The sequence below is a fragment of the Pseudomonas sp. NPDC087612 genome (assembly GCF_044743505.1).
In the GTDB taxonomy this organism is placed as follows: Bacteria; Pseudomonadota; Gammaproteobacteria; order Pseudomonadales; family Pseudomonadaceae; genus Aquipseudomonas.
Map to the genome: position 1 here is coordinate 61,695 of NZ_JBIUWO010000015.1, position 24,030 is coordinate 85,724.

Genomic DNA, 24,030 nt, shown 5'->3' on the forward strand with positions numbered 1-24,030 from the left:
TTTCGCAACTGCAAGGGCGCTGCAAGCCTTTTGGACTAACGCCAAAAACGTTTAAGTGCGCTTAGGTATTAAGCCTAAAGCCAGAATCGTTTTTTTTCCCAGAACTGCTATTTCTTCAGGCAGCAGTGTGACCCCTTCGGTCATCTATGGGCAAAAGGACTGTCTAGCATGTCGATCCAGGCGCAGGTTTCCCCCCTCAATCAAAATGTCTCGTCCGCCGCTGTCACTGAAATCCCTACCAACGGCATCCTGAAACTGACCGAAAGCAGCGAAATCGCCCTCGACATCGATCCCGAGGCGGTTGCCAGCTATTCGAAAAGCGATGCCGACCTGGTGGTGCAGCTCAAGAACGGCGAGAGCGTCCGTATTGCCAATTTCTACGCCGAAGGCCAGCCACCCAGTGAGCTGTTCCTGGTCCATGAAGGCAAGCTGGTGGCGGTTAGCCTGCCGCCGGTTGCCGCAGAGGGCATCCTGGCGGCCACCTATGTCGCCCAGGAAAGCGCTGCAGGCTTTGACTCGCTGACCGCTGCCGGGGGCGCCGGTGCCGGTGCGACCGCAGGCGGCCTAGGGGTAGGGGGGATGCTGCTGGCGGGCGCGGCGGTGATTGGTGCGGGCGTTGCGGTGTCGAACAGTGGCGGTGGCGGCGGTGGTGGTGGCGGCGGCAGTGAAACCCCACCGGTGGATACCACCGCGCCGGGTGCAGCGTCGGGGTTGCAGGTGGCCACCGACGGCAGTTCGGTGAGCGGCAAGGCCGAGCCGGGCGCTACCGTCGGCATCGACACTAACGGCGACGGCAAGCCTGATGCAACCGTGGTGGTCGGCGCCGATGGCAGCTTCCAGGTACCGTTGAACCCGCCACTGACCAACGGTGAAACGGTGACCGTGGTGGTCACCGACCCGTCCGGCAACAGCAGCCCGCCGACCCAGATCACCGCACCGGACACCACCGCACCGGCGCCGGCAAGCGATCTGCAAGTCTCCCCCGATGGTACCCTGGTCAGTGGCAAGGGCGAGCCGGGAGCCACGGCGGGCATCGACACCGATGGCGACGGCCATCCCGACATCACGGTGATTATCGGCCCTGACGGCAGCTTCCAGGTGCCGCTTAACCCACCGCTGACCAATGGCCAGACGGTGACCGTGGTGATCACCGACCCGTCCGGCAACAGCAGCCCGCCAGCCCAGGCCAGCGCACCGGACACCACCGCCCCGGCGGCGCCCACGGATGTCGAAGTGGCGCCCGACGGTAGCAGCGTCAGCGGCAATGGCGAGCCCGGTGCCAGCGTTGGTGTCGACACCAATGGCGATGGCCAGCCGGATGTCACGGCGGTGATCGGCAGCGATGGCAGCTTCCAGGTGCCGCTTGATCCACCGCTGACCGATGGCCAGACCGTCACCGTGGTGGTCACTGACCCTGCCGGCAACAGCAGCCCGGGCGTCAGCGTCCAGGCCCCCGATTACCCGGATGCACCCCAGGTCAATGCCAGCAATGGCAGCGAGCTGTCGGGTACTGCCGAGCCCGGCGTAACCCTGGTGATCACCGATGGCAATGGCAACCCGATCGGCCAGACGGTCGCCGACGGCAATGGCAACTGGAGCTTTACGCCAGGCACGGCGCTGGCCGATGGCACCGTGGTCACTGTGGTGGCCCAGGATGCCAGCGGCCACAGCAGCCCGCCGGCGTCGATCACCGTCGACGGCGTGGCGCCGGCAGCGCCGCAGATCAACCCGAGCAACGGTAGCGAGATCAGCGGTAGCGCCGAAGCCGGGGCGACCATCACCCTGACCGACGGCAGCGGCAACCCGATCGGCCAGGCCACTGCCGATGCCAACGGCAACTGGAGTTTTACCCCGGCCACGCCGTTGCCCGATGGCACCGTGGTCAATGCCGTGGCCCAGGATGCCGCCGGCAACATCAGTGGCCCGGCCAGCGTCACCGTCGATGGCGTAGCGCCTGGCGCACCGACGGTCAACCCGAGCAATGGCAGCGAGCTTAGCGGCAGCGCCGAGCCAGGCAGCACGGTGATCATCCGCGACGGTAACGGCAATCCCATCGGCCAGACCAGCGCCGATGGCAGTGGCAACTGGAGCTACACCCCCAGCACGCCAATTGCCGATGGCACCGTGGTCAGTGTGGTCAGCCAGGATGCGGCGGGCAACACCAGCGTGCCGGCAACGGTCAGCGTCGACGCTGTAGCGCCCGCGGCGCCAGTGGTCAACCCGAGCAATGGCGGTGTCATCAGCGGTACTGCCGAACCCGGTTCGACCGTCATCCTGACCGACGGCAGTGGTAACCCGATTGGTCAAACCAGCGCCGATGGCAGCGGCAACTGGAGTTTCACCCCGGGTAGCCCGTTACCCGACGGCACCGTGGTCAACGTCACCGCCACCGACGCCAGCGGCAACACCAGCGCCCCCGGCGGTACTGTCGTCGATGCCCAGGCACCGGCCGCACCGCAGGTCAATCCGAGCAATGGCGCGGTCATCAGCGGTACTGCCGAAGCCGGTGCCAAGGTCATTCTCAGCGACGGCAGTGGTAACCCCATTGGTGAAACCACTGCTGACGGCAGCGGCAACTGGAGCTTTACTCCGGGCGCCGCGTTGCCCGATGGCAGCGTGATCAATGCCGTGGCCCAGGACGCCGCCGGCAACAGCAGCGGCCTGGCCAGCGTCACTGTCGATGCCGTCGCGCCACTGGCGCCGACCATCAATCCGAGCAATGGCAGCAGCCTCAGTGGCACCGCCGAAGCCAACAGCAAGGTGATCATCAGCGATGGCAACGGCAACCCGATTGCCGAGGTGACCGCCGATGGCAGCGGTAACTGGAGTTACACCCCGGGCACGCCGATTGCCGATGGCACGGTGATCAATGTGCTCGCCCAGGATGCGGCAGGCAACAGTAGCCCGCCGGCAAGCGTCACCGTCGACAGTTCCGCGCCTGCTGCCCCGGTCATCAACCCGAGCAACGGCAGCGTCATCAGCGGCACCGCCGAAGCCGGCGCCACGGTGCTGCTCAAGGATGGCAGCGGCAACCCGATCGGCCAGGTGACGGCCGACGGCAGCGGCAACTGGAGCTTCACCCCGGGCAGCCCGTTGCCCAACGGCACGGTGGTGGTGGCCACGGCCACCGACCCGACCGGCAACACCGGTGCTCCAGCGGCCACCACGGTAGACAGCGTCGCTCCGGGCGCGCCGCTACTCAACCCGAGCAATGGCAGCGTCATCAGTGGTACCGCCGAAGCCGGCGCCACCGTCACCCTGACCGATGGCAGCGGCAACCCGATTGGCCAGGTGACCGCCGACGGCAGCGGCAACTGGAGCTTTACCCCGGGCAGCCCGCTGCCCAACGGCACCGTGGTCAATGCGGTGGCCACCGACCCGGCCGGTAACACCGGCGCACCGGCTTCTGCCGTAGTGGATGCCGTCGCGCCGCCGGCCCCGACGGTCAACCTGAGCAACGGCAACAGCCTGAGCGGCACCGCCGAAGCCAATAGCAAAGTCATTCTCACCGATGGCAGCGGCAACCCGATCGCCGAAGTCTTTGCCGACGGCAGCGGCAACTGGACCTACACCCCGGGTTCGGCGCTGGCCGATGGCACCGTGGTCAACGTTGTCGCCCAGGATGCTGCCGGCAACCTCAGCGCACCGGCCAGCGTCACCGTCGACAGCTCGGCGCCTGCGGCCCCGGTCATCAACCCGAGCAATGGCGCCACCATCAGCGGCACCGCCGAAGCCGGTGCCACGGTTGTCCTCAAGGATGGCAGCGGCAACCCGATTGGCCAGGTGACCGCCGATGGCAGCGGCAACTGGGGCTTCACCCCGGGCAGCCCGCTGGCCAACGGTACCGTGGTGATTGCCACCGCCACCGATCCGACTGGCAACACGGGCCTGCAGGCCGCCACCACCGTGGACAGCGTTGCCCCGGGCGCACCGGTCATCAATCCGAGCAATGGCAACACCATCAGCGGCACTGCCGAAGCGGGGGCCAGGATCATCATCACCGATGGTGGTGGCAATCCGATCGGCCAGACCACCGCCGACGGTAGCGGCAACTGGACGTTCACGCCTGCTGCGCCATTGGTCAACGGCGTGGTGATCAATGCCGTGGCCCAGGACCCGGCCGGCAATACCAGCGGCCCGGGCACCACCACGGTGGATGCCGTGCCGCCGCCAGCGCCGGTGGTCAACCCAAGCAACGGTAATACCCTCAACGGCACCGCCGAGGCCAACAGCACCGTTACCCTGACCGACGCCAGCGGCAACCCGATCGGCCAGACCACCACCGATGGCAGCGGCAACTGGACGTTCACCCCCGGTGCGCAACTGCCCAACGGCACCGTGGTCAATGTCACCGCCACCGACGCGGCCGGCAACACCGGCGCGCCCGCTAGCACTATCGTGGATACCTCGTTGCCGTCGATCCCGCAGATCGACCCCAGCAACGGTTCGGTCATCAGCGGCAGCGCCGATGCCGGCAACACCCTCATCATCACCGACGGCAACGGCAACCCGATCGGCCAGGTGACGGCCGACGGCAGCGGCAACTGGAGCTTCACCCCCGGTGTGCCGCTGCCGGACGGCACCGTGATCAATGTCGTGGCGCGCAACCCCAGCGGGGTCGACAGTGCGGCGGCGGTTGCCACGATTGATGGCGTTGCGCCCGCGGCGCCGCTGGTCGAGCCGAGCAACGGCGCCGAGATCAGCGGTACTGCCGAAGCCGGCGCGACCATCCTGCTCACCGATGGCGGCGGCAACCCGATTGGCCAGACCAGCGCCGATGGCAGTGGCAACTGGAGCTTCACCCCGGCCAGCCCGTTGCCCAACGGCACGGTGATCAACGCCGTGGCCCAGGATGCTGCTGGCAACAGCAGTGGCCCGGGCAGCACCACGGTGGATGCCGTGGCGCCTGCCGCGCCGGTGATCAACCCGAGCAATGGCGCGGTCATCAGCGGTACCGCCGAGATGGGTGCCAAGGTCATCCTTACCGATGGCAGCGGCAACCCGATTGGCCAGGTCACGGCCGACGGCAGCGGCAACTGGACGTTCACCCCAGGCAGCCCCTTGCCCAATGGCACGGTAATCAATGCCGTGGCCCAGGACGCGGCCGGCAACACCAGCAGCCCGGTCAGCACTACCATTGACGCGGTGGCCCCGGCTGCGCCGGTGATCGACCCGAGTAACGGCGCGGTCATCGTCGGCACTGCTGAAGCCGGTGCCAAGGTTATCCTCACCGACGGCAGCGGCAACCCGATTGGTCAGGTGACGGCCGATGGCAGCGGCAACTGGAGCTACACCCCGGGCTCGCCACTTGCCAACGGCACGGTGGTCAATGCCGTAGCCCAGGACGCTGCCGGCAACACCAGCCTGCAAGGCAGCACCACGGTCGACGCCGTGGCCCCCGGCGCACCGGTCGTCAACCCGAGCAATGGTGCAGTCATCAGCGGGACCGCCGAGGCGGGTGCCACGGTCATCCTGACTGACGGCGGCGGCAACCCGATTGGCCAGGTTACAGCCGATGGCAGTGGCAACTGGAGCTTCACCCCGGCCAGCCCGTTGCCCAACGGCACGGTGATCAACGCCGTGGCCCAGGATGCTGCCGGCAACAGCAGTGGCCCGGGCAGTACCACGGTGGATGCCGTGGCGCCTGCGGTGCCGGTGGTCAACGTCAGTAACGGCGTGGTCATCAGCGGCAGCGCCGAAATCGGCGCCAAGGTCGTTCTGACCGATGGCAGTGGCAACCCGATTGGTGAAACCACCGCCGATGGCAGCGGTAACTGGAGCTTCGTGCCAGGCACGCCGCTGCCCGATGGCACCGTGGTCAACGCCGTGGCCGAGGACGCCGCAGGCAACAGCAGCGGCCCGGCCAGCACCACGGTGGATGCCGTGGCACCGGCAACACCGGTGATCAATGCCAGCAACGGGGCAGTTGTTGTCGGTACTGCCGAAGCCAATGCCACGGTGATCCTCACCGATGGCAGCGGCAACCCGATCGGTCAGACCAGCGCCGATGGCAGCGGCAACTGGAGCTACACACCGCTGCCGCCGTTGGCCAATGGCACGGTGGTCAACGCCGTGGCGCAGGACGCCGCCGGCAACAACAGCGGCCCGGCCAGTACGGTGGTTGATGCCGTGGCGCCCGGCGCGCCGGTGGTCAATCCGAGCAATGGTACAGCGATCAGCGGCACCGCCGAGGCGGGTGCCAAGGTCATCCTTACCGACGGCAGCGGCAACCCGATTGGTCAAACCACTGCCGATGGCAGTGGCAACTGGAGCTTCACCGTGGACAGCCCGTTGCCCAATGGCACCGTGGTCAATGCCGTGGCCCAGGACGCTGCCGGCAACAGCAGTGGCCCGGGCAGTACCACGGTGGATGCCGTGGCGCCTGCAACACCTGTGATCAACCCGAGCAATGGTGCGGTGATCACCGGCACCGCGGAAATCGGCGCCAAGGTCATTCTTACCGATGGCAGCGGCAATCCGATTGGTCAAACCACCGCTGATGGCAGCGGCAACTGGAGCTTTGTTCCGGGCTCGCCATTGGCCAATGGGACGGTAATCAATGCCGTGGCCCAGGATGCTGCCGGCAACAATAGCGGCCCGGTCAGTACCACGGTTGACGCCGTGGCGCCGGCCGCACCGGTAATCGAGCCGAGCAACGGCGCGATCATTGTCGGTACCGCCGAAGCCGGCGCCAAGGTCATTCTCACCGACGGCAGCGGCAACCCGATCGGTCAAACCACTGCTGATGGCAGCGGCAACTGGAGCTTCACCCCAGGCGTGCCACTTGCCAACGGCACCGTGATCAATGCGCTGGCCCAGGATGCCGCTGGCAACAGCAGCGGGCCGGTCAGCACTACCATTGACGCGGTGGCGCCTGGCGCACCGGTGATCAACCCGAGCAATGGCGCGATCATCAGCGGTACCGCCGAGATCGGTGCCAAGGTCATCCTTACTGACGGCAGCGGCAACCCGATCGGTCAAACCACTGCTGATGGCAGCGGCAACTGGAGCTTCACCCCCGGCGCGCCACTTGCCAACGGCACGGTGGTCAATGCCGTGGCCCAGGACGCCGCCGGCAACAACAGCGGCCCGGCTAGCACCACAGTGGATGCCGTGGCGCCTGCCGCACCGGTGATCAACCCTAGCAACGGCGCGGTCATCAGCGGTACTGCCGAAATCGGCGCCAAGGTCACGCTCACCGATGGCAGCGGCAACCCGATTGGCCAGACCACCGCCGATGGCAGCGGCAACTGGAGCTTCACTCCAGCCAGCCCGCTGGCCAACGGCACCGTGGTCAATGCCGTGGCCGAGGACGCCGCCGGCAATGACAGCGGGCCGGCAACCACCACGGTCGACAGCGTGGCACCGGGCGCGCCGGTGCTGAGCATCAGTGCCGACGGCGCGTTGCTCACCGGTACCGCCGAGGCCAACAGCCAGGTGCGCATCGTGGTCAACGGCGACAGCGCCAACCCGATCACGGTCAACGTCGATGGCAGCGGCAACTTCAGCCTGCCGTTCGCACCACCACTGATTACCGGCGAGCTGCTGTCGGCGGTGGCGGTGGATGCGGCCGGCAACGTCAGCGGCCCGGGCAGCGTCATTGCCCCGGACCTGGCGCCGCCAACCATCAGCGTGCCGGAAGCCGCCGATACCTGGATCAACGCTGCCGAAATCAGCGATGGCATCCAGGTCAACGTCACGGTGCGGCCGACCATGCAGGCCGGCCAGGTGGTCACCGTCAAGTTCGCCGGCCAGAACGGCTACGAGGCCGAGGTCAGCCATACCCTGACCGCCGGTGATATCAGCGCTGGCAGCGTAATCTTGACCCTGACCCCGCCAGGCGGGCAGGGGCCGTTCCCGCAGGGCGCCTCAACCGTCACCGCCGACATCAACGGCGGCGCCGCCTCGACGCCGGCGCCGTTCACCATCGACACCGTGCCACCGGCCACCCCGGTGCTGTCGCTGGTCGGCAACCTGCTGACCATCTCTGCCGAACCTGGCACCGAACTGACGGTGACCCTGAACGTCGGCGGGGTGATAGCAACGGCAACGGTAACCGCCGACAACAGCGGGCTGGCGTCGCTGAACCTGCTCACTGACCTGGACATCGACTTCAGCTGGGACCAACTGCTCAGTGCCCAGGTCTCGGTGGTCGGCCGCGATCCGGCCGGTAACCCGAGCAACGTCGCCAGCATCGGCATTGGCGCTAGCATCGAGCAGCCGGTGACCATCGGCGGCTTCGGGGTCGATGTCAGCCTCAACCCGCTGAACCCCAGGTTTGGCTTCAGCGGTACCACCGAGGCTGGTTCCAGCCTGGTGATTCGCGTCATCACCCCGGTGCTGAACGTCGAATTGCTGCCAATCAACGCCGATGGCACTGGGCACTTTGCCTTGAACCTGCTGAGCCAGAGCGTCCTCACTCAGTTGGGGCTGAACATTACCGACATCCTCAACCTTGGCTCGCAGATCTCCTTCAACGTTGTCTCAACCGATGGTCAGGGCAACGACAGCGCTGCCTATGGCATCACCCTGGTGCCCAACGGCCTGTCGCTGAACATTGGCCAGATCGACGTCAATGGCACCGCCGGCGACGACGTGATGGCGGGGGCCAACGGCAGCTCCGAGCATATCAATGGCGGGGCCGGCAGCGACCTGATCTTCAACGTCGGCACCGGCGATCATGTGGTGGCGGGTGACGGCAACGACACCATCCAGATCACCGCCACCAACTTTGTCAGCATCGACGGCGGGGCGGGCTTCGATACCCTGTTGTTCGCCAACGGCATCGACCTGGACTACAACTCGGTGGGGGTCGGCACGCTGAGCAATATCGAGCGTATCGACCTGGGCAAGGGCGATTCGGGCAGCGTGCTGACCCTGACCGCAGCGGAGGTCAACGCCATTACCGATGCCAACAACACCCTGCAGATCACCGGTGAAAGCAACGACACCCTGAACGTGGTCGGGGCGGTGAACACCGGGACCAGCCAGGCGATCAACGGCGTCAACTACGACGTCTACACCTTTGGCGCCAACATCTTGCTGGTCGAGGACAATACGGTTCAGGTTGTCGTGTGATGGCAGCGCGCATGCAGTACGCGCGCAAGGGACGGCGGCAAGCGCAAGTGGCTCTGTGGCTGCTGGCGCTGGGCCTGCCGATGGTTGCGCCAGCCATGCCACTGGACCAGGCGGTCCGGGCAGGGCTGGCGATTCACCCCGAGGTGCGCTCGGCGATGGCCGAAGCCGATCGCGCCGGAACTGAAGTGGAGATTGCCAAAGGCGGCTACTACCCGTCGGTGTCGGTGTCTGGCGGGCCGCAGGAGTTCGATTTTGGCGATGTGGTCTACGACCTGACCGCCTCGCAGATGCTCTATGACTGGGGCCGGGTCAACAGCAAGGTCGACAGCGCCAGCGCCACCCAGCGCAAACTGTCAGAGGCACTGCTGGTGGCCCGCGACGATGCCGCGCTGGATATCGTCGAGACCTACCTGGATGTACTGGCGGCCGAACGCCGGGTCGAGGCGGTGCGCGAGCACCTGCAGCGCCTCGGCGGCATCCGCCAGATGACCGAGGACCGTGGCGGCGATGGCTATGCCGACCGCAGCGAGCTGGACCGCGCCAACCTTGAACTGGCACGGGCCCAGGAGCAACTGGCGCTGGAGAAGGGCAACCTGCAGGATGCCCGCAACCAGTACGCCCTCCTGGTTGGCCAGGAACCCGATGCCCTCAGCGACCCCGAGCCGCTGTCGCTCAAGCGCTACCTGGCCTCAAGCGACCTGACCCGGGTGATCCACGACGCGCCCTTGCAACGCAAGGCGCTGGAAGACGCCAACGTTGCCGAAGCCCAGGTTCGCGAGGCCAAGGCGTCGTTGCTGCCGCAACTGAATATCGAAGCCACAGCCTTGCGCCGGGAAGTCGGCGGGCATCCGGAAAGCGACTCGGTGGTGGCCCTGCGCTTGCGCATGGACACCTTCCAGGGCCTGTCCAACTTCCGCCGCCCGACCGCCGCGCAGCAACGCCTGGAGTCGGCGCGCTTTACCGCCGATGCCATGCAGCGCGACATCCGCCGCCAATTGCAGACCTTGTTCGACAACAGCGAAACCCTGGGTTGGCGGGAGAAGTCGCTGCAGCAGCAGGTCACCGAGTCGGCGCAGGTCAGCGAGCTGTACCGCGAGCAGTTCGAGGTGGGCCGGCGCGATGTGATCGACCTGCTCAACGTCCAGCGTGAACGCTTCGAGGCCGAGCGGCAACTGATCAACCTGCACATCGAACGCAAACGCATCGAGTACCGGGCGGCCGCACAGGTCGGCTTGTTGGGCCCACTGGTGGAGAATCGCTTGAATGGAAGCTGACAACAGGATTGCCGACAACGTCGTGGTGCTCAACCACGACCCTCTCAACGATCCGCTGCGCGAGGGCTTGCTGTTGCTGTGCCGGCAATTGGGGCGGCCGCTGGGCGATGCCGAGCTGGTCGACGGCTTGCCGTTGGAGCACGGCCGCCTGCCGCTGCGCATGGTCGCCCGGGCGTTGCGCCGCGCCGATATCACCGCGCGGGTCGATCAACTGCCGCTGGCGCAGATGGACAACTACCTGCTGCCCGCGCTGCTGCTGCTTAACGACGGGCGCAGCCTGGTGCTGGTCAAGCTCGACGCTGAGCACGCTCAGGTGCTGGTACCGCAGAGCGATGGCGGCGGCGAGCGTTTGCCCCTGGCTGAACTGGCGGCGCTGTACAGCGGCACGGCGGTGTTCGCCAAGTGCCGGTTTCGCGCCGACGAGCGGGTAGGGGATTACGCCAGGGCGGTGCCCGAGCACTGGTTTTTCGGCCCGCTGAAAAAGCTCTGGCGTTCTTACGCCGAAGTGGCCGCCGCCGCCCTGGTGGCCAACGTCCTGGCGATTGCCTCGGCGCTGTTCGCCATGCAGGTGTATGACCGCGTGGTGCCCAACGCCGCCTTCGACACCCTGTGGATTCTGGCCAGCGGCGTGGCCCTGGCGATTGTCCTCGACGGCGTGCTGCGGATCATGCGCGGGCATTTGCTCAACGTGCTGGGCAAGCGCCTCGACCTGCAGCTCTCCAGCTTGTTGTTCTCGCGGGTGCTGAGCACGCGGATCGCCGCCAAGCCAGCGTCCATGGGCGCCTTCAGCACCCAGGTGCGCGAGTTCGAGTCGGTGCGCGAGTTCTTCACCTCATCCAGCGCCGCGCTGATCAGCGACTTGCCGTTCGTACTGATCTTTTTGTTGATCATTGCCCTGATCGGCGGCCAGGTGGTCTGGGTTCCGATCGTCGCCTGTGTGCTGATGGTACTGCCGGGGCTGCTGACCCAGCGCCTGCTGGGTAATCTGTCGCGGCAGAACCTGCGCGAAGGGGCGATGAAAAACGGCGTGCTGCTAGAAGCCTTCGAGCACCTGGAAACGGTCAAGGCCACCCGCGCCGAAGGCCGTTGCCTGCAGCAGTGGGAAACCCTGACCGGCGAGCTTTCAAGCACGGCAATGAAAACCCACGCCCTGGCCTCGAGCCTGAGCTACGCCTCGAGCATCGTCCAGCAATTGTGCTATGTCGGCGTGGTGGTGTTCGGTGTCTACCGCATCAGCGAAGGGGCGATGACCGTCGGTGCCCTGGTGGCCTGTTCGATCCTCGCCTCGCGAGCCATCGCGCCGCTGTCCCAGGCGGCTGGCATTCTCGGGCGCTGGCAGCACACCAAGGTGGCCATGGAAGGCCTCGACCAGTTGATGGCCGCCGAGCAGGAGCGGCCCCAGGGCAAGCGCTTCGTGCACAAGCCGCACCTGCACGGGCACTTTCGCCTTGAAGGCGTGCGCCTGAGCCACGGTGACAGCCCGCCGGTGGTGGACATTCAGGCACTGACCATCCAGGCCGGCGAGCGGGTAGCGCTGCTGGGCGGCAACGGCGCCGGCAAGTCGACCCTGCTGCGCCTGCTCAGCGGCTTGCTCGATGCCCAGGCCGGGCGCCTGCTGCTCGATGACGTCGCCCTCAGCCAGATCGACCCGGCCGACCGCCAGCGCGGTATTGGCTACCTGCCCCAGGAGGTGGCGTTGTTCCAGGGCAGCCTGCGCGACAACCTCAACCTCGAAAGCGCCGCCCTGAGCGATGACGAACTGCTGGAAACCCTCGACGGCGTCGGCCTCGGCGCTTTCGTGCGCAGCCATTCGCTGGGCCTGGACATGCCGCTGCAGGGCAACGCCAGTTTGTCTGGCGGCCAGCGCCAGGCCGTGGGCCTGGCCCGGGTACTGCTGCAAGACCCGCCAATACTGCTGCTCGACGAACCCACTGCAGCCTTCGACCAGAGCAGCGAAAAACAGGTGATCGACTACCTGCAGCAATGGCTGGGCAAACGTACCCTGATCATCACCACGCACAAAAAAAGCATGCTTGCCCTGGTCGAGCGCGCGGTGGTGCTGCGCCAGGGCCGGGTGATCATGGATGGCCCGCTGGACCAGGTGGTGCAGGGCAGTCAGGTACAGGCCCCACAGGCCGCAGGAGGTGCACATGGACTCTGAGCGCAAGGCGGCGAAACTGCGCCGCGAGCTGGCCGACCCGCTGCTGGCGGTGACCCACCCGGTGTACCGGCCGCTGTTGTGGCTGTTGCTGGCCTGCATCCTCATCGCTATCGCCTGGGCGGCCTGGGCCGAGCTCGACGAGGTCACCCGTGGCGATGGTCGGGTGGTGCCGTACAGCCGCATCCAGAAGATCCAGAGCCTGGAAGGCGGCATCCTCGACCGCCTGCTGGTCAAGGAGGGCGAGCTGGTGGAGGTTGGCCAGCCGCTGGTGCGCCTGGATGAAACGCGCTTTCTGACCAACGTCCAGGAGTCGACCAACCAGGCCGACGGCCTGCGCGCGGCGATTGCCCGCCTGGATGCCGAGGTGCTGGGCAAGGAACGCATCGAGTTCGGCCCCGGGGTCGACCCCGACAGCCCGTTGGCGCGCTCCGAGCGCGAGCTGTTCAAGTCGCGGCGCGGCAAGTTGCTGGAAAACACCCGCTCGATCCAGGCGCAGATCCGCCTGGCCCAGAGCCAGCTCGACCTTGTGCGCCCGCTGGTGGCCAAGCGCGCGGTCAGCCAGATGGAGGCACTGAAACTCAGCCAGGACATCGCCACCCTCAACGGCAAGCTCACCGAGCTGAAGAACACCTACTTCCAGGACGCCTACACCGAACGCTCGCAGCGCAAGGCCGACCTCAGCGCCCTGGAGCCGATCATCCAGCAGCGCCAGGACCAGTTGCGCCGCACCGAGATCCTGTCGCCGGTGCGCGGGCGGGTCAACACTGTGCTGATCAACACCCGCGGCGGGGTGATCCAGCCGGGCGAGGCGATCATGGAGGTGATCCCGGTAGAGGAGCGCCTGCTGGTCGAGGCGCGAATCAAGCCGCGGGACGTGGCCTTCCTGGTGCCGGGCATGCCGGCCAAGGTCAAGATCACCGCCTACGACTTCTCCATCTATGGCGACCTCAAGGGCACCCTGGAGCAGATCAGCGCCGACACCATCGAGGAAGACACCCCGCGCGGCAAAGAGTCGTACTACCAGGTGCTGATCAAAACCGACGGCAGCCAGCTGAAGAAGGGCGATGAGGTGCTGCCGATCATTCCCGGCATGGTTGCCGAGGTGGATATCCTCAGCGGCAAGCGCACAGTGCTCAATTATCTGATCAGGCCGCTGGTCAAAGCGCGCCTTTACTAGCTAGCTGGTTCCTGTGGGAGCCGGCCTTGCCGGCGAAGGGCTGCAACGCAGCCCTTAGTTTTTTACTCTCCAACAACCACAAAAATCATAATTTCGCCTTTCTTCGCGCTCTCCCAGAATGCGACCTACACCCTCCCACGGCCACCCGCGTGGGACAACTCAGTAGGGCGCAGACATGACAATCAATAAAACCAAGATCGATACGCTCGTAGTGGGCGCCGGGCAAGCCGGCGTGGCCATGAGTGAACACCTGAGCCGCCTGGGCGTGCCGCACCTGGTGCTGGAGCGCAACCGTATCGCCGAAGCCTGGCGCACCGGTCGCTGGGATTCGCTGGTGGCCAATGGGCCGGCCTGGCACGACCGCTTCCCGGGCCTGGAGTTCGACGGCCTCGACCCGGACGCCTTCGCTGGTAAAGACCAGGTGGCCGATTACTTCGAAGCCTACGCGCGCAAATTCAACGCACCGATCCGCACTGGCGTCGAAGTTACCCAGGTGCTGCGCAACAGCGATCGTCCGGGGTTCACCGTGCACACCAGCGATGGCCTGATCGAGGCCCAGCAGGTGGTAGTTGCCACCGGCCCGTTCCAGCGCCCGGTGATCCCGCCGATTGCGCCGAAGCAGTCGAACGTATTGCAGATGCACTCGGCCGCCTACCGCAACCCGCAGCAGTTGCCTGAAGGCGCGGTGCTGGTGGTTGGCGCCGGCTCATCGGGGGTGCAGATCGCCGATGAACTGCAGCGCGCCGGCAAGCAGGTGTACCTCTCGGTCGGCGCCCACGACCGGCCGCCACGGGCCTACCGCAACCGTGACTTCTGCTGGTGGCTGGGGGTGCTCGGCGAGTGGGATGCCGAGACCATGCAGCCGGGCAAGGAGCACGTGACTATCGCCGTCAGCGGTGCCCGCGGCGGCCACACCGTGGATTTTCGCCGCCTGGCCCAACAAGGCATGACCCTGGTCGGCCTGACCAAGGGCTTTGATAACGGCGTGGTCAGCTTTGAAGCCAACCTGGCCGATAACATCGCCCGCGGCGACGAGAACTACCTGGCGCTGCTCGATGCCGCCGACGCCTACATTGCCCGCAATGGCCTGGACCTGCCGCAAGAGCCGCAAGCGCGGGAAATTCTCCCTGATCCGCAATGCCTGACCCAGCCGTTGCTGGAACTCGACCTGGCCAAGGCCGAGGTCGGCACCATCATCTGGGCCACCGGCTATTCGGTGGACTACAGCTGGCTGCAGGTCGACGCCTTCAAGGACAACGGCAAGCCCCGGCACCAGCGCGGCGTGTCCAGCGAGCCGGGGGTGTACTTCGTCGGCCTGCCTTGGCTGTCGCGGCGCGGCTCGGCGTTTATCTGGGGGGTGTGGCACGACGCCAAGCACATCGCCGATCACATCGCCAAACAGCGCACCTACCTCAATTACCGCGACGCTTCGCAACGCCAGGCCGAACAGCAAGCGTCCAGCCAACCAGCCAGCCTCATGGGAGCCCGTTGATGCCTACTCATACCCGTATTCGCATGTTCAACACCAAAGACACCTACCCCAACCAGACCCTGGACAACGACCTGTGCCAGGCCGTGCGTGCCGGCAACACCGTGTATGTGCGCGGCCAGGTGGGTACCGACTTCAATGGCCAACTGGTCGGCCTGGGTGACCCGCGGGCGCAAGCCGAGCAGGCCATGCGCAACGTCAAGCAACTGCTGGAGGAGGCCGGCAGCGACCTCAGCCATATCGTCAAGACCACCACCTACCTGATCGACCCGCGCTACCGCGAGCCGGTGTACCAGGAAGTCGGTAAATGGCTCAAGGGCGTGTTCCCGATCTCCACCGGCCTGGTGGTCAGCGCCCTCGGCCAGCCGCAGTGGCTGATGGAAATCGACGTGATCGCGGTCATCCCCGAATAAGGAGCGTGCCATGACCTTCTCCATCGTTGGCCGCTGCGCCGAAACCGGCCAGCTGGGCATTGCCATCAGCTCTTCAAGCATCGCCGTTGGTGCTCGCTGCCCGTGGCTGCGCTCAGGCGTCGGTGCGGTGTCGAGCCAGAACATCACCTTGCCGGCCCTCGGCCCGCAGATCCTCGATGGCCTGGACGAAGGCCTGGCGCCGCACCAGGCCCTGGACCGCGCCTTGACCCGCAACGGCTACAGCCAGTACCGCCAGGTGGCAGTGGTCGATGCCCAGGGCCGCACCGCGGTGTTCAGCGGCAATCATGCGCTGGGCATCAACCATGCCGTGGCCGGCGAACAATGCGTGGCCGCCGGCAACCTGCTGGCCAACAGCGCGGTGATCGAGCGCATGGTCGAGGCCTTCGAGCGCAGCGAAGGCTGCCTGGCCGCGCGTTTGCTGACCGCCCTTGAGGCCGGCCAGGACGCCGGCGGCGAAGCCGGGGCGGTGCATTCGGCGGCGCTGTCGGTGGTCGGCGAGCTGGTCTGGCCGATCGTTGACCTGCGCGTCGACTGGGCTGAGGACAACCCCATCGGCGAATTGGGCAAGCTCTGGAACGCCTATGAGCCGCAGTTGCAGGACTACCTGACCCGCGCCCTCAACCCGACCCTGGCGCCAAGCTACGGAGTGCCGGGCGATGAGTGAGCTGCGCAGCCGTGCATTGTTGGCCAGCCTGATCGGCTTTGCCACGGTCAGCCGCGATTCGAACCTGGCCTTGATCGAGTTCGTCCGCGACTATCTGCACGGCCTGGGCGTGAGCTGCGAGCTGATCTACAACCCGCAGCGGACCAAGGCCAACCTGCTGGCCAGCATTGGCCCGGCAGTGGCGGGCGGTGTGGTGCTGTCGGGCCATACCGATGTGGTGCCGGTGGACGGCCAGGCGTGGACAGTCGAGCCGTTCAGCCTCACCGAGCGTGACGGCAAGCTGTACGGCCGCGGCGCCGCCGACATGAAAGGCTACCTGGCTTCGGTACTGGCAGCGGTGCCGGTGTTTCTTAAAAGCCCGCTGCGCCGGCCGGTGCACCTGGCGTTCTCGTATGACGAGGAGGTCGGCTGCCTGGGCGTACGCAGCCTGCTCGAGGTACTGCCCCAGCGCATCGCGCAACCGGCCTTGTGCCTGATTGGCGAGCCGACCCAGCTCAAACCAGTGCTTGGCCACAAGGGCAAGCTGGCCATGCGTTGCCATGTACACGGCGCGCCGTGCCATTCGGCCTATGCGCCTTATGGCGTCAACGCCATCGAGCAGGCGGCGCGGCTGATCGCTCGCCTGGGCGAGATCGGCCAGCGCCTGGCCGCGCCGCAGCATCACGACCAACGCTTTGACCCGGCGTTTTCCACCGTGCAGGTCGGGGTGATCCAGGGCGGTACGGCGCTGAACATCGTCCCGGCCGATTGCCGCTTCGACTTTGAGGTGCGTGCCTTGCCGGCGTTCGAACCGCAGGCGGTGGTGGACGAGCTGCACACCTACGCGCAGCACACCCTGCTGCCGGCCATGCAGGCGATCAAGGCTGACACGGCGATCCGCTTCGAAGCACTCTCGGCCTACCCGGGCCTGGCCACCGCACCTGAGAGCGGCGCAGCGCAACTGGTCGCGCAGCTGTGTGGCAGCGATGCCTTCAGCACCGTGGCCTTTGGCACCGAAGGCGGCCTGTTCGATGAGGCCGGAATCCCGGCGGTGGTGTGCGGGCCGGGCAGCATGGAGCAGGGTCACAAGCCGGATGAATTTGTCAGCGTCGAGCAGATGGCGGCCTGTGACCGCCTGATGGATCGCCTGGCCGAATACCTCTCCAACAACGGATAACAACAAGGAGTCTGCAGTGAACGATTTCAACCAGTGGACCAGCCTGGCGCAACAGCAGCGCCTGATCGACAGCGCATTTATTCAAGGCGAGGCCTGTCAGGCCGAAAGCGGCGCACGATTCGAGGTGATCAACCCGGCCACCGGCACATTGCTGGCCCAGGTCGCCGCTTGCGGCCAGGCCGAGGTTGACCTGGCCGTGCGCAGCGCCCGCCAGGCCTTCGAACAAGGTCCCTGGGCAAAGATGGCGCCCGGCGAGCGTAAGGCCGTGCTGTTGCGCCTGGCGCAGTTGATGCTCGAGCACCGCGCCGAACTGGCCTTGCTCGACTCGCTGAGCATGGGCAAGCCGGTGATGGATGCCTGGAACATCGACGTGCCGGGCGCGGCCCATGTCTTTGCCTGGTACGGCGAAAGCCTCGACAAGCTCTACGACCAGGTGGCGCCGACCGCCAGCAATGCCCTGGCGACCATCACCCGCGTGCCACTGGGGGTGATCGGGGCGGTGGTGCCGTGGAATTTCCCGCTGGACATGGCCGCCTGGAAACTCGCCCCGGCGTTGGCCGCCGGTAACAGCGTGGTGCTCAAGCCCGCCGAGCAATCGCCGTTTTCGGCGCTGCGCCTGGCAGAACTTGCGATTGAAGCGGGCCTGCCCAAGGGCGTACTCAACGTGGTGCCGGGGCTGGGCGAGGAGGCCGGTCGCGCCCTGGGCCTGCACATGGACGTCGATGCCCTGGTGTTTACTGGCTCCACCGAAGTCGGCAAGTACTTCATGCAATACGCCGCGCAGTCGAACCTCAAGCAGGTGTGGCTGGAATGCGGCGGCAAGAGCCCGAACCTGGTGTTCGCCGATTGCCAGGACCTGGACCTGGCGGCCGAGAAAGCCGCGTTCGGCATCTTCTTCAACCAGGGCGAAGTCTGCTCGGCCAACTCGCGCCTGCTGCTGCAACGCTCGATCGCCGAAGCGTTCATCGAGCGGCTGATCGTCAAGGCGCGCCAGTGGCTGCCGGGCAACCCGCTGAACCCGGCAAGCCGCGCCGGGGCCATCGTCGACAGCCGCCAGGCGCAGCGAATCATGCACTACATCGAGCAGGCCCAGGCTGAAGGCGCGCAACTGGTGTGTGGTGGTCGACAGCTGAGTTTCGACGGTTCGAGCAACTTCATCGAGCCGACGATTTTCACCGGCGTCACCGCCGACATGACCCTGGCCCGCGAAGAAGTGTTCGGCCCGGTGCTGGCGGTCAGCGTGTTCGATGACGAAGACCAGGCGGTGGCCATGGCCAACGATCACATCTATGGCCTGGCGGCGTCGCTGTGGACCGACGACCTCAACCGCGCCCACCGCGTCGCCCGGCGGCTGAATGCCGGCACGGTGTCGGTCAATACCGTCGATGCCCTGGACGTCTGCGTGCCCTTTGGCGGCGGCAAGCAGTCGGGCTTTGGCCGCGACCTGTCGCTGCATTCGTTCGACAAGTACACGCAGCTTAAAACCACCTGGATCCAGCTGCGTGGCTAAAGGCCTGTGGGAGCTGGCTTGCCAGCGATGAGGCCAGCACAGGCAATACCTAATAACAACAATTCGGAGCACCCGATGAACAGCAATGCAAGCGTGCAAACCGGCGCCCTGGCGCCGCCTGCAAGTCGCAAGAAACTCGGCCTTACCGCGCTGTTGGCGGTGGCCATCGGCCTGGTGGTGTCCCAGGGCGTCATGGTGCTGATGCTGCAAGGCGTCGGCATCGCCGGCCTGGGCTTTATCGTGCCGCTGGGCCTGGCTTACCTGCTGGCCCTGAGTTACGCCTGTTCGTTCTCGGAACTGGCGCTGATGATCCCCCGCGCCGGCAGCCTGAGCAGCTACACCGAAGTCGCCATCGGCCAGTTCCCGGCGATCCTTGCGACCTTTTCCGGCTATATCGTGGTGGCGATGTTCGCGCTGTCGGCCGAGCTGTTGCTGATGGAGTTCATCATCGACAAGGTCTACCCACACTCGATGCCACCGCTTACCGTGGCCCTGGGTGTACTGGCGCTGTTCACTGTGCTCAACCTGTTCAACATCGATATCTTCGCCCGCCTGCAAACCGTGCTGGCGGTGGTGATGACCGTGGTGCTGCTGGTGATGGGCCTGAGCGCGATGAACAGCGACATCGTCGCGCCCAACCCGGCGCTGTTCGACAGCGCCCACTGGAACCCGTTGGGCCTGGGGGTGATCGCCCTGACCGCGATGGCGGTGTGGGGCTTTGTCGGCGCCGAGTTCGTCTGCCCGCTGGTAGAAGAAACCCGCCGCCCGGAGCGCAACATCCCGGGCTCGATGATGCTCGGCCTGACCATCATCTTCGTGATCATCTGCCTGTACGGCCTGGGCGCCTTGCTCACCGTGCCGCAGGCGGAGCTGGCCAGCAACGGCCTGCCGCATTACCTGTTCGCCACCACGGTGTTCGGGGAGGCCGGCAAAGTGTTTTTGGTTACCGCCGCGATCACCGCCACCTGCAGCACCCTCAACAGTTCGCTGGCGGCGATCCCGCGCATGCTCTATGGCATGGCCCGCAACGGCCAGGCCTTCGGCGTGTTCAAGCGCCAGGGCAAGCGCACCGGCGCGCCCTGGGTGGCGGTGCTGTTCATTGCCGCAGTCACCGGCCTGCCATTGCTGCTGATGCACGACCATGCCGATGCCATCAACCAGCTGCTGTTGTCGGCCGCCCTGGCCTGGCTGCTGGCCTACATCATCACCCACGTCAACGTCATTGCCCTGCGCCGGCGCTACCCGCAGGTGGCGCGGCCGTTCCGCACGCCGTTCTACCCGCTGCCGCAGCTGTTCGGCATCGCCGGCATGCTGTTTGCGATCTGGAACGTCTCGCCCAGCCCGGACATGACCTTTTCGATTTTTGCCTACGCAGGCCTGGTGCTGCTGATCGTCTCGATCATCGCCGTGCTGTGGATCAAGGGCGTGATGGGCAAGCCACTGTTCAAGCCCGAGCCGCTGGCAAGCGTGCTGGGCACTCAAACCGATAAAGACCCGCAAGGAGATTCGCAATGACCGCTCACGTCAAACCTGCCCGTAGCACCGGCGATTACCAGGCAGCGGATGCCGCGCACCACATTCATGCCTTTCTCGACCAGAAAGCACTGAACGCCGAAGGCCCGCGGGTGATCGTCCGTGGCGAAGGCCTGGCATTGTGGGACAACGACGGCAAGCGCTACCTGGACGGCATGTCGGGGCTGTGGTGTACCAACCTCGGCTATGGCCGCAAGGACCTGGCCGCAGCCGCCAGCCAGCAGCTGGAGCAACTGCCGTACTACAACATGTTCTTCCACACCACCCACCCGGCGGTGGTCGAGCTCTCGGAGCTGCTGTTCAGCCTGCTGCCGGCGCACTACAGCCACGCGATCTACACCAACTCCGGCTCCGAGGCCAACGAGGTGCTGATCCGTACCGTGCGCCGCTACTGGCAGATCCTCGGCAAGGCGCAGAAGAAGATCATGATCGGCCGCTGGAACGGCTACCACGGCTCGACCCTGGGCGCCACAGCGCTGGGCGGGATGAAGTTCATGCATGACATGGGCGGGGTGATCCCCGATGTTGCGCACATTGACGAGCCGTACTGGTTTGCCCACGAAGGCGACCTGACCCCGGCCGAGTTCGGCCTGCGCGCGGCGCGCCAACTGGAAGAGAAGATCCTCGAACTTGGCGCCGACAACGTCGCTGCGTTTGTTGCCGAACCCTTCCAGGGCGCTGGCGGCATGATCTTCCCGCCAGAAAGCTACTGGCCAGAAATTCAGCGCATCTGCCGGCAGTACGACGTGCTGCTGTGCGCCGATGAAGTCATCGGCGGCTTTGGCCGCACCGGCGAGTGGTTCGCCCACCAGCATTTTGGTTTCGAGCCCGACACCCTGTCGATCGCCAAGGGCCTGACCAGCGGCTACATCCCCATGGGCGGCCTGATTCTGTCCAAGCGCATGGCCGAGGTGCTGGTGGAGCAGGGCGGGGTATTCGCCCACGGCCTGACCTATTCCGGTCACCCGGTGGCGGCAGCGGTAGCAATTGCCAACCTCAAGGCGCTGCGCGACGAAGGCATCGTCAGCCGCGTCAAGCACGAGACCGGCCCCTACCTGCAGCGTTGCCTGCGCGAAGTGTTCGGCAACCACCCGCTGATTGGCGAGGTGCAGGGCGCAGGCCTGGTTGCGGCCTTGCAGTTCGCCGAAGACAAGGCCAGCCGCAAGCGCTTTGCCAACGAAAACGACATGGCCTGGCGTTGCCGCACCCTCGGCTTTGAAGAGGGCCTGATCATTCGCTCGACCCTAGGCCGGATGATCATGGCCCCGGCCCTGGTGGCCAGCCACGCCGACATCGATGAACTGGTCGACAAGACCCGTACCGCTGTAGACCGTACCGCCCGCGAATTCGGTCGCCTGTAAACCCAAAAGTGGCCGGCGCGCGCGGGCGTGCCGGCCTATTAGAGGAACCGCTTCATGTCCAGATCCTTGCGTTGCTGTGTTCCCTTTGCCCTGGTTGTGCTGTGCAGCGCGGTGTCGGCTACGCCGCAGAACCTCACCGTCATCTCCTTTGGCGGCGCCACCAAGCAGGCCCAGGACAAGGCCTACTTCCAACCTTTCAACGCCAGCGGCGCAGGACGCGTGGTTGCCGGTGAGTACAACGGTGAGCTGTCGAAAATCAAGGCCATGGTCGATGTCGGCCATACCAGCTGGGACGTGGTCGAGGTCGAGAGCCCGGAGCTGTTGCGCGGCTGTGACGAAGGCCTGTTCGAGCGTCTCGATCCGGCGCGCTTCGGCGACCCGGCGCAGTTCGTCCCGGGTACCCTGAGCGAATGCGGGGTGGCCACCTACGTCTGGTCGATGGTCATGGCCTATGACAACGGCAAGCTGGCCAAGGCGCCGAGTTCCTGGGCCGACTTCTGGAACGTTGCCGACTTCCCCGGCAAGCGCGGCTTGCGCAAGGGTGCCAAGTACACCCTGGAGATCGCCTTGCTCGCCGACGGGGTCAAGCCCGAGCAGCTGTATGAAGTGCTCGGTACGCCGCAAGGGGTGAGCCGCGCCTTTGCCAAACTGGACCAGATCAAGGGCAATATCCAGTGGTGGGAAGCCGGCGCGCAACCGGCGCAGTGGCTGATTGCCGGTGACGTGGTCATGAGCGCGGCCTACAACGGCCGGATCGCCTCGGCGCAGAAAGAGGGCATGAAGCTCAGTATCGTCTGGCCGCAAAGCCTGTACGACCCGGAATACTGGGCGGTGGTCAAGGGCACGCCGAACAAGGCCCTGGCCGAGGACTTCATTGCCTTTGCCAGCCAGCCACAAACCCAGAAGGTGTTTTCCGAGGAGATACCCTACGGGCCGGTGCACCGCGAGGCGCTGAAGCTGCTGCCGGCGAATGTCCAGCAACAGTTGCCGACCGCCGAGGCCAACCTGGCCGGGGCGCGGGCGGTGGATGCCGGGTTCTGGGTGGACCATGGCGAGGAGCTGGAGCAGCGCTTCAACGCCTGGGCGGCGCGCTGAATTCATCGCGGGTCAAGCCCGCTCCCACAGATAATGTGGGAGCGGCGGTGCGACGCCTCGACTTGACCCGCGATGCTGTAGAACCCTAAGCCAGCCAGGCAGCAAACTGCTCCTTGCAGTAATCGACAAACAACTGCGCAGGCTTGGTCAGCTGCGCACGCTTGAGCCAGCCGGCCACCAGCGCGGAGCCTGTGACATCCTCGGCAATCTCCACACAGACCACTTCCTGGCCATCATAGGTGCTGTGGCCATGGGGCTTGGTCACCAGCAGGGCAAAGCCAAAGCCCTGGCCGACCATGCCGCGGACCATCTCGATCGACGGCGAGCTGAAGACGATGTTCGGGCTCAGCTGCAGTTCTTCGAAAATACTCACGAAGTAAGTGCGGCTGGGCTGCACGTCGAGGAGGATCATCGGCTCCAGCGCCAGGTCCCTGATCGAGACCTGCTTCTGCCCGGCAAAGCGATGGCCCGCCGGCACTAGCGCATAGGGGCGCTGGGGCGCGGTCAGGGCTTCGGTTTCAATGGTGCTGTCCAGGTCATGTTCGTAGAAGATCGCCAGGTCGAAGCGCCCGCCGGTCAGGCCTTGCACCAGTTCCTGCTGCTCGCCGTCCTGCAGGCGGATCTCCACCCCCGGAAAACGCTGGCGAAAGCCTGCGATCAAGCGCGGCAGGTAGAGCGGGGCGACGGTCTCGAAGCAGCCGATGTCGATCTGGCCACAGACCACGTCGTTGTCGGCCAGGGCGTTCTGCTCGAACTCGCGGGCCATGCGCAGCAGTTCCTGGGCCTTGCGGTAGAAGCGTGCGCCACCCGGGGTCAGCGACACGCCCTGGGCGTGATGGCGGATGAACAGCTGCACGCCGAAGCTGTCTTCCAGGCCCTTGACCGCCGTGGAAATCGACGGCTGGGCGATGTACAGCTTGCGCGACGCCTCGGCGACGCTGCCGCATTCAACGGTGGTGACGAAATACTTCAGTTGACGCAAGGTATAGGACGCCACAGTGCACCTCTGGCTGATTATTTTGCTACACGATACCCCCAGGACGGCCCGGTGCTGCAGCGGATTTTGCTGGCCATTGAGCATATTTACCCGGGCCTGCC

At 65.9% G+C, this 24,030-nt stretch carries 13 protein-coding genes; 12 read left to right on the forward strand and 1 reads right to left on the reverse strand.

Going from position 1 to position 24,030, the window contains the following annotated elements:
* Nucleotides 1-168: 168 nt before the first annotated feature.
* The 12 genes from ACIOVF_RS25890 to ACIOVF_RS25945 all read left to right on the forward strand — a co-directional run bounded on the left by ACIOVF_RS25890 (nucleotide 169) and on the right by ACIOVF_RS25945 (nucleotide 22,932).
* Nucleotides 169-9,078, forward strand: coding sequence for an Ig-like domain-containing protein (locus ACIOVF_RS25890; RefSeq protein WP_401293560.1), 8,910 nt, complete (start codon nucleotides 169-171; stop codon nucleotides 9,076-9,078).
* The gene (locus tag ACIOVF_RS25895) at nucleotides 9,078-10,352 is read left to right on the forward strand and encodes a TolC family protein (protein WP_258597767.1); all 1,275 of its coding nucleotides are present in this window, start codon (nucleotides 9,078-9,080) and stop codon (nucleotides 10,350-10,352) included. The genes ACIOVF_RS25890 and ACIOVF_RS25895 overlap by 1 nt, the downstream gene beginning before the upstream one ends.
* Nucleotides 10,342-12,513: a type I secretion system permease/ATPase gene (locus ACIOVF_RS25900; RefSeq protein WP_401293564.1), complete on the forward strand. Its 2,172-nt coding sequence runs from the start codon at nucleotides 10,342-10,344 to the stop codon at nucleotides 12,511-12,513. The genes ACIOVF_RS25895 and ACIOVF_RS25900 overlap by 11 nt, the downstream gene beginning before the upstream one ends.
* Complete coding sequence (locus tag ACIOVF_RS25905) at nucleotides 12,503-13,690, forward strand: HlyD family efflux transporter periplasmic adaptor subunit (RefSeq protein ID WP_195884100.1); 1,188 nt, start codon at nucleotides 12,503-12,505, stop codon at nucleotides 13,688-13,690. Before ACIOVF_RS25900 ends, ACIOVF_RS25905 begins: the two co-directional genes overlap by 11 nt.
* 175 nt (nucleotides 13,691-13,865) lie before the next feature.
* Nucleotides 13,866-15,182, forward strand: a complete 1,317-nt coding sequence (locus ACIOVF_RS25910; protein ID WP_401293567.1) for a flavin-containing monooxygenase — start codon at nucleotides 13,866-13,868, stop codon at nucleotides 15,180-15,182.
* Nucleotides 15,182-15,592, forward strand: a complete 411-nt coding sequence (locus ACIOVF_RS25915; RefSeq protein WP_003201555.1) for a RidA family protein — start codon at nucleotides 15,182-15,184, stop codon at nucleotides 15,590-15,592. The genes ACIOVF_RS25910 and ACIOVF_RS25915 overlap by 1 nt, the downstream gene beginning before the upstream one ends.
* Nucleotides 15,593-15,602: 10 nt before the next feature.
* On the forward strand, nucleotides 15,603-16,277 hold the full coding sequence (locus tag ACIOVF_RS25920) for a DUF1028 domain-containing protein (RefSeq protein ID WP_401293571.1): 675 nt from the start codon (nucleotides 15,603-15,605) through the stop codon (nucleotides 16,275-16,277).
* A complete protein-coding gene (argE, locus tag ACIOVF_RS25925) occupies nucleotides 16,270-17,433 on the forward strand; it encodes an acetylornithine deacetylase (RefSeq protein ID WP_401293574.1) in 1,164 nt (387 codons plus the stop codon). The genes ACIOVF_RS25920 and argE overlap by 8 nt, the downstream gene beginning before the upstream one ends.
* Nucleotides 17,434-17,449: 16 nt before the next feature.
* Nucleotides 17,450-18,943 (forward strand): aldehyde dehydrogenase, encoded by a 1,494-nt coding sequence (locus ACIOVF_RS25930; protein ID WP_401293576.1) that lies wholly within the window; start codon nucleotides 17,450-17,452, stop codon nucleotides 18,941-18,943.
* A gap of 75 nt (nucleotides 18,944-19,018) precedes the next feature.
* Nucleotides 19,019-20,458 carry an APC family permease gene (locus ACIOVF_RS25935; protein ID WP_195884096.1) on the forward strand — a complete coding sequence of 480 codons (1,440 nt, stop codon included), beginning with the start codon at nucleotides 19,019-19,021 and terminating at the stop codon, nucleotides 20,456-20,458.
* Complete coding sequence (locus ACIOVF_RS25940; protein WP_093382857.1) at nucleotides 20,455-21,837, forward strand: aspartate aminotransferase family protein; 1,383 nt, start codon at nucleotides 20,455-20,457, stop codon at nucleotides 21,835-21,837. The genes ACIOVF_RS25935 and ACIOVF_RS25940 overlap by 4 nt, the downstream gene beginning before the upstream one ends.
* Before the next feature lie 54 nt (nucleotides 21,838-21,891).
* Nucleotides 21,892-22,932 carry an ABC transporter substrate-binding protein gene (locus tag ACIOVF_RS25945; RefSeq protein WP_401293580.1) on the forward strand — a complete coding sequence of 347 codons (1,041 nt, stop codon included), beginning with the start codon at nucleotides 21,892-21,894 and terminating at the stop codon, nucleotides 22,930-22,932.
* A gap of 85 nt (nucleotides 22,933-23,017) precedes the next feature.
* Here ACIOVF_RS25945 and ACIOVF_RS25950 read toward each other — a convergent pair whose 3' ends face one another.
* The gene (locus ACIOVF_RS25950; RefSeq protein WP_045200925.1) at nucleotides 23,018-23,929 is read right to left on the reverse strand and encodes a LysR substrate-binding domain-containing protein; all 912 of its coding nucleotides are present in this window, start codon (nucleotides 23,927-23,929) and stop codon (nucleotides 23,018-23,020) included.
* Nucleotides 23,930-24,030 lie beyond the last annotated feature (101 nt).